Origin of the sequence: Winogradskyella sp., assembly GCF_965656915.1 — a bacterium.
GTDB lineage: Bacteria > Bacteroidota > Bacteroidia > Flavobacteriales > Flavobacteriaceae > Winogradskyella.
Genome location: NZ_CBFHMI010000020.1, coordinates 27,079 through 37,924 on the forward strand (window position 1 = coordinate 27,079; position 10,846 = coordinate 37,924).

At 29.3% G+C, this 10,846-nt stretch carries 11 protein-coding genes and 1 tRNA gene; 10 read left to right on the forward strand and 2 right to left on the reverse strand.

Annotation, left to right across the window (positions count from 1 at the left end):
• The first annotated feature begins 7 nt into the window (after positions 1–7).
• The 8 genes from ACTG3Y_RS07265 to ACTG3Y_RS07300 all read left to right on the forward strand — a co-directional run bounded on the left by ACTG3Y_RS07265 (position 8) and on the right by ACTG3Y_RS07300 (position 7,862).
• Entirely contained in the window at positions 8–301 is a 294-nt protein-coding gene (locus ACTG3Y_RS07265; RefSeq protein ID WP_439152262.1) for a helix-turn-helix domain-containing protein, read from the forward strand.
• A 6-nt stretch (positions 302–307) separates the two neighbouring features.
• Complete coding sequence (locus ACTG3Y_RS07270; protein WP_439152263.1) at positions 308–592, forward strand: helix-turn-helix domain-containing protein; 285 nt, start codon at positions 308–310, stop codon at positions 590–592.
• A 95-nt stretch (positions 593–687) separates the two neighbouring features.
• Complete coding sequence (locus tag ACTG3Y_RS07275) at positions 688–1,347, forward strand: hypothetical protein (protein WP_439152264.1); 660 nt, start codon at positions 688–690, stop codon at positions 1,345–1,347.
• A 176-nt stretch (positions 1,348–1,523) separates the two neighbouring features.
• Positions 1,524–4,691 carry an Eco57I restriction-modification methylase domain-containing protein gene (locus ACTG3Y_RS07280; RefSeq protein WP_439152265.1) on the forward strand — a complete coding sequence of 1,056 codons (3,168 nt, stop codon included), beginning with the start codon at positions 1,524–1,526 and terminating at the stop codon, positions 4,689–4,691.
• Positions 4,692–4,693: 2 nt separating this feature from the next.
• On the forward strand, positions 4,694–5,830 hold the full coding sequence (locus ACTG3Y_RS07285) for a DUF3800 domain-containing protein (protein ID WP_439152266.1): 1,137 nt from the start codon (positions 4,694–4,696) through the stop codon (positions 5,828–5,830).
• A gap of 10 nt (positions 5,831–5,840) precedes the next feature.
• Positions 5,841–6,527: a hypothetical protein gene (locus tag ACTG3Y_RS07290; RefSeq protein ID WP_439152267.1), complete on the forward strand. Its 687-nt coding sequence runs from the start codon at positions 5,841–5,843 to the stop codon at positions 6,525–6,527.
• A gap of 150 nt (positions 6,528–6,677) precedes the next feature.
• Complete coding sequence (locus ACTG3Y_RS07295) at positions 6,678–7,187, forward strand: HigA family addiction module antitoxin (RefSeq protein WP_439152268.1); 510 nt, start codon at positions 6,678–6,680, stop codon at positions 7,185–7,187.
• Positions 7,188–7,193: 6 nt separating this feature from the next.
• Positions 7,194–7,862, forward strand: a complete 669-nt coding sequence (locus ACTG3Y_RS07300; RefSeq protein WP_439152269.1) for a nucleotidyl transferase AbiEii/AbiGii toxin family protein — start codon at positions 7,194–7,196, stop codon at positions 7,860–7,862.
• 876 nt (positions 7,863–8,738) lie between these two features.
• Here the strand turns inward: ACTG3Y_RS07300 and ACTG3Y_RS07305 are convergent.
• Positions 8,739–9,071 carry a helix-turn-helix domain-containing protein gene (locus ACTG3Y_RS07305; protein ID WP_439152270.1) on the reverse strand — a complete coding sequence of 111 codons (333 nt, stop codon included), beginning with the start codon at positions 9,069–9,071 and terminating at the stop codon, positions 8,739–8,741.
• 258 nt (positions 9,072–9,329) lie between these two features.
• On the opposite strand from ACTG3Y_RS07305, the gene ACTG3Y_RS07310 reads away from it, so the two are divergent.
• A complete protein-coding gene (locus ACTG3Y_RS07310; RefSeq protein ID WP_439152271.1) occupies positions 9,330–9,680 on the forward strand; it encodes a DUF6943 family protein in 351 nt (116 codons plus the stop codon).
• 237 nt (positions 9,681–9,917) lie between these two features.
• Entirely contained in the window at positions 9,918–10,559 is a 642-nt protein-coding gene (locus tag ACTG3Y_RS07315) for a DUF6266 family protein (protein ID WP_439152272.1), read from the forward strand.
• A gap of 128 nt (positions 10,560–10,687) precedes the next feature.
• Here ACTG3Y_RS07315 and ACTG3Y_RS07320 read toward each other — a convergent pair.
• Positions 10,688–10,760: transfer RNA gene (locus tag ACTG3Y_RS07320), tRNA-Phe, on the reverse strand.
• Positions 10,761–10,846: the final 86 nt, after the last annotated feature.

The window sequence follows — 10,846 nt, forward strand, 5'->3', positions numbered from 1 at the left end:
CATAACGATGGAACAGAGTAAAGTAACACATGTATTTGGTGTCTCACCAAGCGAATTAAAAGAAAACATTTTAAACGATGTTAGAACAGAACTAAAAGCCTTAACTAAACATTTTCAACCTGTAAAGCCAGCTGAATATATTACTAGAAACGAAGCTGCTAAAATTTTAAAAGTATCATTAGTAACCTTATCAGATTGGAATAAAAAAGGAATCTTAAAACCTTACAGATTAGGAAACCTAATTAGATATAAGCGCACCGAATTAGACGAAGCATTAATTAGTATTAACTCTAAAAAATAATTAATTATGTCTACATTCAAACACCCAATTAACGATAGTCTTAAAAAGATAACAGACCGGTTAGATTATTTAATAAAGCAACAGACAATTGTAACTAAGCAGTCACCAGAATATACAATTTTAGATAATGCAGATATTATGCAGTTATTCAAAATAACCGCGAAAACTGCTAGTACTTGGCGTAATGATGGAATTCTACCTTACTTACAAGTAAAATCAAAGATTTTCTATAAGCTCTCAGATATTCATAATGTAATTGATGCTAATTACAATCCAAGTAAAAAAAAATAGCAAACGCACCAAAAGTTAATATCCCATTGCAAATGTGTAATTGGGTAGTGCAAAACAATAAAGAAAATCCTTTTAGGTTATTTGTTTATCTAAAATTGAACTATCCATCGGGTAAAATAACTTGGAATACTTATGACGTTGACTGCGCTAGTATTACACTATGCAAAACAACAAAAACGGTAAAATCTAATTTCAATAAGCTTAAAAAATTACAATGGTTATATTATGATGAAGATTATCAATTCTATAGGTTGTCTTCATTAGATAAAATTAGAGAACATTACAATTGGGTATCAAGAAAAGCAGTTCCATTTACAGCTAAAGATATATCACATATAAGAGCCACATTAGGAGCAATTATATACACACAACCATATAAAACATATTGCAGGAAACATTTTAAAAGCAGTAGCAACGTGCTAAAAAGTAGAAGCGCCAGTGAGTCTATTGCGTTTTCCTGTGATACTAAAAAATATGCAGAAGTATCAGTTTTGAGTATTCATAGCTTTTTTGGAATTACAATAAATAAAGCGGTGAGATTAAAACAGGCAGCTTATAAATTTGGTTTAATCGAAGTTCAAAAGCAATATCTAAAACTTCAAAAAAATCAAGTATATGCAGCTAAAAAAGGTAATAAATATCGAGACGAAAGTCAAAATATAGTATTTTTAAATGGAGACTACTATATTCAACTAATTGATAAGATTTACACTGATTTATACTTCAAGAGAAGGAAAAAAATAGAAACATTATAAGTAGATATATAATACAACAATAGCATTACCTATAGCTACAAGTAATATAAAACTAACAACGTTGGTTATATTCCTATAGTGTTTTAAATAAACGCTAATTGTATTATGAGGAAAACCTTATTATTAAATCAATATATATTTATACATTTAAATCCTAAATAATCAACAATTTAATAATGGCATTGTACCAAGTATCAGTATTAAAACAACACATCACTTTACAAGACAAAGAACTTGTTTCTAAAGCTTATAAAAAATATTCAAAGTATTTCTTAAATCCTACGATACAAGACAACATACGCAGCTCTAAAGAAGAAGAATATCAAGGTATATTTCTTACCGAATTATTTGTGAATATATTAGGCTACACACTTAAGCCTAAAGCAGACTTCAATTTAGTAGCAGAGTATAAAAACCAAAACAACGCACGTAAAGCCGATGGTGCAATATTACATAATGATATTGCTATTGGTGTAATAGAATTAAAAGGAACTAATACCAAGGACTTAGAAAGTATACGTAAACAAGCATTCGATTATAAAGCAAATCAAAAAGGTTGTGTGTATGTTATAACCTCTAACTTTGAGAAACTAAGATTCTATATAAATGATGCTACAGAGTTTGAAGAGTTTAATCTCTTTGAACTATCGCCAGAGCGGTTTGCATTATTATATCTATGTTTACAAAAGGATAACATCATAAATAATGTACCCTTAAAAATAAAAGAAGCATCCGTAGTTGTAGAAGAACAAATCACAAAACAATTCTATAAAGACTATTCTGTATTTAAACGTGAATTATATAGAGACTTAGTAAAACGAAATGCAAAAACATTAAAAGCACAAGCGTCAACTGTCACCTCGAGCGCAGTCGAGAGCTCTCACGAAGAGCAACAGGAACTACAACGTCTAGAAAAAAATGTAAAACTATCCCTCTTTAAAAAATCTCAAAAACTAATAGACCGTTACCTGTTTATTTTCTTTGCAGAAGATAGAGGTTTACTACCTGCAAATAGTACACAGCAAATATTAGACAAATGGAAAGATGATGTAGACTTTGGCGACGACAGACCGCTATACACACTATTTAAGCAATACTTTAACTTCTTAGACCAAGGAAGAGCAGGAACATCTAAGAGAGCTGAGATATACGCTTATAACGGTGGTTTATTTAAAACAGATAACACCTTAGATAATTTAGAAATTGATAGTGATTTATTATATAAACACACCTGTAAATTAGCAGCCTACGATTTTGAAAGCCAAGTAGACGTTAACATACTAGGACACATTTTTGAAAACTCATTAAACGAAATAGAAAGCGTTAATGCCGAAATTGAAGGTGGAGACTTCGATAAACAAAAATCCAAACGTAAAAAAGATGGAGTATTCTACACACCTAAATACATTACCAAATACATTGTAGAAAATACCATTGGTAAACTTTGCGAAGAAAAGAAAACAGAATTAGGCTTTAAAGAAGAAGAATATTTTAAGGGTAGAAAGAATAGAAACAAAGCAACCATAACAAAATTAGTAACAATCCTAGATAATTATAGAGATTGGCTACTGCAACTTACCATTTGCGACCCTGCTTGTGGCTCTGGTGCATTCCTTAACCAAGCCTTAGACTTTTTAATTAAAGAACACAGCTATATAGATGAGTTAAAGACTAAAGTATTAGGTGGTGGATTACAATTTTCAGATATAGAAAATACTATTTTAGAGAATAACATTTACGGTGTAGACCTTAACGAAGAATCTGTAGAAATTGCAAAACTTTCCCTTTGGTTACGTACAGCACAACCCAGACGTAAATTAAACGATTTAAGTAGTAATATAAAATGTGGTAACTCTTTAATTGATAGCAAAGCAGTAGCAGGAGATAAAGCCTTTAATTGGAAAGAGCAATTTCCTAAAGTGTTTGAAAAAGGTGGTTTTGATGTAATTATTGGGAATCCGCCTTATGTAAGAAGTAGAGAATTGTTTTCTGAAGAAGAAAAAACACATTATATAAAATGCTATACTACAACATCTTATCAGTTGGATTTGTATAAGTTGTTTATTGAAAAATCTTGTTATTTGATAAATTCGACAGGTAGACTTTCATTCATAACACCATCAGTATTCTTGACTAATGACTATGATAAACCTCTTCGAAAATTTATTATTGATAATTATTCTTTAGAAATAGTTGCATCTAGTGATAAAGATATTTTTGAGGAGGCTAGTGTTAAAACCGTGACATTTCTTATTTCACACAAGAAAAATGATAATCTCGTAAATTTCTTTAAAATTGATAATTCAGAATTCGTTTTAGAAAAAAGTATAGAGCAAAAAGTTTTCATAGAACAAGACTATTTGATAAATGAGAAAATAAATATTTCAGCAATACCTATTATTAAAAAACTAAATCAATTTGAAAAATTAGATAATTATTTTGAGGTTAAGAATGGAATAAAGGTTCGTAAAGATTTATTATATAATTTTAAAAAAGATGAAAATCATAAACCTTTTATTTTAGGTAAAAACATCTTTGAATATTATAATACATTTGATGGTTTGTACATCGATTATAAAGCAGAAAATGAAAAGCTTTTTACAAATCAAGCTTTTAGAACTAAGGATATATTTGAGCAGGAAAAATTAGTTACTCGACAAATTTTAGGAAAAAGAATTGTTACTTGTTATGATAGTTCTAATTTTTATACAGACCAGACTACTTATGTAATTAATAAAAAAAGCAAAAATCATGAGTTAAAGTATTTACTATGTATCATTAATTCTAAATTGATTTATTATTATTTCACGAATACTTTTTCAGATAATAAAATAACTTTTCCTAAAGTTAAAAGATCTCAATTGCTTGAATTTCCGTATAACCCGCAAAAGGAACAATATGAATTAATTAGTATTGGTAATCTAAAAATTGAAGCTGTTAAACAACTAAAAATAACCAATGATAAATTTCAAACCTACCTCAAGCAAAAATTACAACTAGAAAAACTATCCAAAAAACTACAAAACTGGCACGAGTTAGAATTTGGAGATTTTATAAAAGAGCTTAACAAAGCTATAAAAGCTAATAACAAACTAAGAGAAAAAGCAGCTTTAGTAGATTTAGGTGAAAAAGAAGGAGAATTAAAAGAATGTACACCATTTGAGCTTGTGCCAACATTAACAAAAAAAGATGAGTTTGAGTGGTTAGACCTCTTTGAAGACAACAAACAAAAAGCACAAGCCTTACAAACCCAAATTAACCAAACAGATAAACAAATTGATGCTATGGTTTATGAGTTGTATGGTTTAACAGAGGATGAAATTGCAATTGTAGAAAATAGTTAGGTATGGTAAAGGTTTACATATTTGGCGATGAATTTGGTACATCTACATTAAAAAATAATGATGTTAAAAATATAACACATTTTGTTTATGCAGCAATAGTTGTAAAAGAATCTCAACTAGAAAATGCCAAAAGAGTAAGAGATGAGATTAGTAAAAAGTTCTTTAAAGGCAATATATTAAAATCAAATTCTAAAATATTAAATAAGAAAAAAGAAACAAGATTAGAAGTTTTAGATTATTTAATAAATAATTTAAATTTCATCGTATACTTATTAGTTATAGATAAAGCTAAATTAAATAAAGAAAAAGGAGGTCTTAGATTTAAAGAGGTCTTTTATAAGTACTTTCAGAAAATATTTGTTTCACAAATAAATAATAATTTTACCGATTTTGAAATTCACATGGATAATCTTATCAATGACGATTATCAGATAGAATTAAAAAATTATATAGCTCAAAATTATCAAGATAACTTTTTTGAAAAATATCATATTTCAGACGATAAAGATGAACCATTGATTCAGTTAGCAGATATTATTGCTGGTTCGTATGGTAGAGTTTTTAATACTGCATTTATCACTGATAATAGTGAGGCTATTTTTAATAAGTTAAAGCCAGTTACAGGCAATGTTTCATTTTTTCCTTATAAAGAAGATAATAAAATATTTGTTGCTAATGAAAAGAAGAAAGTAGATGTGGAAATTTACAACATTGTAAGGAATGATGCTTTAGATATTTTTGAAAATGAAAATGATATTATTATTAAAAATGTTATTGAATATTTACTTTGGTATCAAAAAGTAATGCCTTTTAGATATACTCAAACTTATGAAATAACAAATGCTTTAAAACATAATACGGGAAAAGAAGTTTCTGTAGAAAACTTAAGAATCATAATAAAAAACTTAAGATTTAAAGGTGTTATAGTGGTTTCTTCTTCAAGCAAAAGCGGTTATAAATTAGCTGTAAATAAATCAGATGTTCATATTTATTTTGGTCATTATTTAAATTATATACTTCCAATGCTTAAAAAGGTTGAAATAGCAAATAGTATTTTTATGAATAAAACAGTAGGAGATTTTATACCATTAGAAGAAATGAATGAGTTAAAGAACTTAGTAGACACTTTAGGTAAGTAAAATTTAGTTTATGACAAATAAGCAAATACAATCTTTTATAAATAAGTTAAATGCAAACACATATCATAAAACTATTTTTAAACATCAAATAGGTAAAGATGTAGATTTTGCTAAAGTTTGGGAGTCTCAAAAGACAAAAGACACACTTCCGTTTCGGTTTTTCTTTATCAAAAAAAAATCAAAATATATTGGTGCTGTTTTAGATATGTGTAATGATTTACATTGGTATATATCACCAAAATATAGAGGTAAAGGCTATTTAACTAAAGCTTTAAACAATACAATATTACCTTTTGTTTTTGAAGTCTTAGAGCGTGAAGAGCAATCTATATCTATAACAAAATCTCAAATTGGTTTAAAGAATTATAATAGCTCATCTAAAGTGGCTTTAAGTGTTGGTTTTAAAAAAACAGACGATAATAAATACGTGCTTTATGAAGAAGACTTTAAGGCTGCTTTTGATACTACAAATGTGCTACATAAAGGATTGAATAATCTAGAAATAGAAAAACTATCACAAAAGTTAAATACAATAGCAAAGCAAATAAATCAAATAGACGCTCAATTAGAATCTGCGTTTGGCTATGATGTTGATTATTATTCTAATACTTCTCTAAGAAAGTTAAGTGATAAAATAGCATCTTATAAATTTATACTTGATGATATAGTTCAGGACTTTACAGAAAAGAATAGTTAGTAAAGTGATACGTACTTTAATGTGTGGTTGAAACAATTAAAAGTATTGGTGGTTCTATTGTATATTACTGTGTAACAACTGTTAATAAAAAGTAAACAATTTTGTTTACTAATCTATTTATATATACCTTTGTGTCAAACATCAAAAACTATGTTACCTAAAATAGCTAAAATAAAAGGAGTACATCCTGGGCTTATATTACAGCGCGAAATAAAGCGTAATAATATTAAAAGCTCGCAATTGGCTATGGCTATAAATGAGCATAAACAAACTATTAGTGCTATCGTTAATCAAAAAAGAGGTATTAATCCAGAGTTGTCCATTAAACTAGCAGAGTACTTTCATACAGAAGAAGATTATTTTATGATGCTTCAAGCTGGTTATGAGGTTAAAACTAAATTAGCTAATTATCCTATAAAAAAACCTAACTTAAACAATATAAGAAAAGTACTGTTTTGGGATACTACTTTCGATAAAATCGATTGGAACAAAAACAAACGAGCGGTTATTAAAAGAGTGTTAGAAAGAGGTAATAACATAGAAATTAATGAAATTATTGAGTTTTACGGTAAAGCTACAGTATCTACAGTAGCTAAGTCTATCAAAAATTCACGTTTATCTACATTTAAAGCAAATGCAGAAATGCATGAGCTTGTTTAAAATCTAATGGCTTTACATCTAAATACAGTGTCAAACCTTCTTTGGGAAGCTTTAAATACACTAATGACTATCGAAGCGTTTAATGATTTTCGTTTAGTTGGTGGTACATCATTAAGTTTACAACAAGGGCATAGAGAATCTACAGACATTGATTTATTTACCGATGCAGAATATGGTAGCCTAGATTTTAATCGTTTAGAGGAAATTTTAAATGAGACATTTCCATATACATATTTAACATCTGTAGGAGATGTTGTGTTTGGTAGGTCTTATTTTATTGGAGAAAGTGAAACTAATTCTCTTAAATTAGATATTTATTATAGCAATGAGCCTTTTATATTTCCAATAGTACGTGATGGTGTTGTGCGTTTAGCACCAAACGAAGAAATTGCAGCAATGAAATTTGAAGTAATAACAAATGACACTAAAGGTCGTAAAAAAGATTTTTGGGATATACATGAGTTATTAGATGTTTTTACTTTAGAAGAAATGATAAGTTTCTATTTGCAACGTAATCCATACGGTTCAACAAGAGAAGAAGTATTAGAAGCTTGTTTAGACTTTTCAGGTGCAGAAGACGATTTATTACCTAATTGTTATCGCAACAAAGCTTGGGAGCTTATAAAATTAGATATAGAAGAAGAAGTGCGAAGTATTATTAATTCTGAAGATTAGATTAATAAAGTCCCCACAACCCAAAACCCAGTTTTTTGCGAAAATGCAAAAACCCTCTGTCTTTTGTGTTGTTCTGCGCGCCACCGCATAGTTGGTTTTCTGTCACAATAGTTGTAGCCAACGCTATAATAGCACATTGCTTGTTTTATTTAAATGCATCTATTTTAATAAATTAGTACAATAAAAAAGCAAAGAGCTATTGCCAAAGCTCAAAACAACTATTCCGCCACAAAACCAACCCAAAGCTATGTTACATAATGCGTAGTTATAGGGCAAAAATCTTTTCAATGGTTGCCTACGGCGTTTTATTATATTTTCGTCGCTATAACTGTCATTATGTAAAATATCCACACACCATTCGCACAAATTAGAACTAAAATTAAACTGTGGATATTCACGAGTACATTAATTTAAAATAGAAAATTACGAGCTAAATATCCGCACAGCCAACGCTCACTTCCGTACATATAACAACATTCTGAACAAACATTAAGCAGTCGAATAATTAAAGGATTAAGATAATTGAAAATAATATTCGTTACCTCATTCAACTGCACAAAACCATCGTTAAGTCCAAGTATTCCTTACCTCAAGTCTTTGTTTGTTTCATTTCACTAACAAATATTAATGTCCACTTTTCCCCGCCACCCAAGAAATAGGAAATAAAAAATTAGGTTTAAGAAAGTTAGTACTACGCCATAGCATATTCCTTTTTCTCGTGCCTCAAAAAAGGAACAAGCTATCGTCTAAAAGTCCTGTATAAGTATTAATTTAAATGCTGTTTTATCAAACAACTATTTAAACCAATACCCATACAAACGCTTAATCCAACGCACAGTAAAAGATTAAAACCTATTTTTTTAAGTGTTAATTCCCCTAAAAGTGTTTTCCTTTTTTTATCAAATAATCAGAAACTTGTTTTTCAGTGTCATCCTGTGTCCAAATTTTATGCTCTAACACCCAAGTATTAATAGTTTCTTTATCAAAATAAAGTCTTTTACCTCTTTTAGAATGAGGAATATTATGAGTACTCGTTAATTTGTAAATATGTGATTTCGATAAACCTAAATAATCAGATAATTGTTCAATATCCATAATTTTAGAAGTGATAATATTAGTTTCACTTCTTCCAATATTAGAATAGATGGTTTCAAGTAGATTTTCAATGTTTTTTAATCTCTCGTTAATAATTTCAAAAGGATTTTCCATAATGTTTATAGTATTAAATAAAAAAAATTAGCAAATATATGTGGCTTCCTCTACCAGCCGCACAAGGCTATAAAGTTCAAGCCCTAAAGGGTTTTGTATAAAACTTTTTTCAATAAATTTTATTTCTCATTTAAACATATTAACTCAAAAAACTTTTACACAAAAAACTTGACAGCCTTACCCACGCCACAACTACTATGGCTGTCTTTTTTTCTTTTCAAAAAAATAATGTAGCGAGCAATTTTAAATTGTATAGCTATGTCAACTTTTGAATTGAAAACACACCAAATCGGAAGAACTTACTCAAACCCTCATTTTTTTATTCTGAACAAAGGACTTAACAGCGGAAAACCGCTTTCTAATCCTTGTCCTAATTATTTTGTGGTCATTATTTCAACTGAAGAATTAAAAAATACATTATTCCATTTATCAATGATGTTGCAAATAGGTGGTTTTTACGCTTACTATCTAAAAGGTAGTGTTATTCCTTTCATATCAGTCAATGATTGCAGAAACACACTTAAAAGTGGTTCTAAATTCATCGAAAATAGTGGTTTTGAGATTCAAAAGAGTATTGAAATTGTGGCAGGTATTAATAAAAAACAATAAGAACTTAAAGAGGCAATAATTAAGCTTGAAAGTCTAAAATTATCATTTGCAAACACTTTGATTAAATTAAGCCGTAAGTAGTCGATGGTAAATTAGTGTATAAAGATGTAATCTGTTGTATGTTGACGTTTTAACTCGTTTTGTTTTGTTATATGAACGTATATTAGTTACAGTTTTTAAGTCTATATCAAGTCCGTATCAAGTCCGAATGAGTATTAATTTAAAATTGTTATAAAAATGGGAAAAATTGCCCAAGGTATTTTAGGAGGTTTCTCTGGTAAAGTAGGAACCGTAGTAGGTGGTAGATGGAAAAACATTGATTACATCAGAGCTAAACCAGTAAGCGTGGCTAATCCACGAACAGAAGGACAGGTAAATCAACGTAATAAATTTTCAGCTACGTTGGAATACCTTCAACCGAATTTAAGTTTTATCCAAAAGGGATATAAATCTTATGCAGTAGGTAAGACAGAGTTCAATGCAGCTATGTCCTATGTGCTAAATAATGCTATTACAGGGACTGCACCCAACTTCGCAGTTGATTTTTCTTTAGCTTTATTAAGTAGAGGTAATTTAGCAGGTGCTGTGAATGGTACGACAGATTTAACTGTAGCAGGACAAGTGTCTTTTGGTTGGGATGATAACTCAACAGGCGGAAATGCTAATGCAACAGATAAAGCGATGTTATTAGTTTACAATCCAAGTAAAAAAGAATCAATTTCAATTCTTAGTGGTTCAGATAGAACAGTAGGTTCTGAAGTTGTTACTATTCCAGATGCTTATGCAGGAGATACAGTAGAGCTGTTTATGGCGTTCATTACTGCTGAAGGTAATCAAGTATCAAATAGTGTGTATTTAGGCTCTGGTACGGCGTCATAGATTTGTTTTTTTAAATACACATTAGTTAAAACCGTTACATAAATTGTAGCGGTTTTTTTATTAGCACACAAATCAGCACACTAAATTAAAAAACCCCCGAAAAAATTGAGTTATCGAGGGTTTAAAGGTGGTGCCTCCAGGAATCGAACCAGGGACACAAGGATTTTCAGTCCTTTGCTCTACCAACTGAGCTAAGGCACCAGTTGCTTAAATAAGCGGATGCAAATATATATTCATTTTTAGTATTACCAAAAAGAAATTTACAAAATTTGATTTTATAAATTTGT

Coding starts and splice junctions, on each gene's coding strand:
- ACTG3Y_RS07265 (WP_439152262.1), top strand. CDS start 8: ATGGAACAGAGTAAAGTAACACATGTATTTGGTGTCTCACCAAGCGAA.
- ACTG3Y_RS07295 (WP_439152268.1), top strand. CDS start 6,678: ATGTTACCTAAAATAGCTAAAATAAAAGGAGTACATCCTGGGCTTATA.
- ACTG3Y_RS07270 (WP_439152263.1), top strand. CDS start 308: ATGTCTACATTCAAACACCCAATTAACGATAGTCTTAAAAAGATAACA.
- ACTG3Y_RS07285 (WP_439152266.1), top strand. CDS start 4,694: ATGGTAAAGGTTTACATATTTGGCGATGAATTTGGTACATCTACATTA.
- ACTG3Y_RS07280 (WP_439152265.1), top strand. CDS start 1,524: ATGGCATTGTACCAAGTATCAGTATTAAAACAACACATCACTTTACAA.
- ACTG3Y_RS07300 (WP_439152269.1), top strand. CDS start 7,194: ATGGCTTTACATCTAAATACAGTGTCAAACCTTCTTTGGGAAGCTTTA.
- ACTG3Y_RS07305 (WP_439152270.1), bottom strand. CDS start 9,071: ATGGAAAATCCTTTTGAAATTATTAACGAGAGATTAAAAAACATTGAA.
- ACTG3Y_RS07310 (WP_439152271.1), top strand. CDS start 9,330: ATGTCAACTTTTGAATTGAAAACACACCAAATCGGAAGAACTTACTCA.
- ACTG3Y_RS07315 (WP_439152272.1), top strand. CDS start 9,918: ATGGGAAAAATTGCCCAAGGTATTTTAGGAGGTTTCTCTGGTAAAGTA.
- ACTG3Y_RS07290 (WP_439152267.1), top strand. CDS start 5,841: ATGACAAATAAGCAAATACAATCTTTTATAAATAAGTTAAATGCAAAC.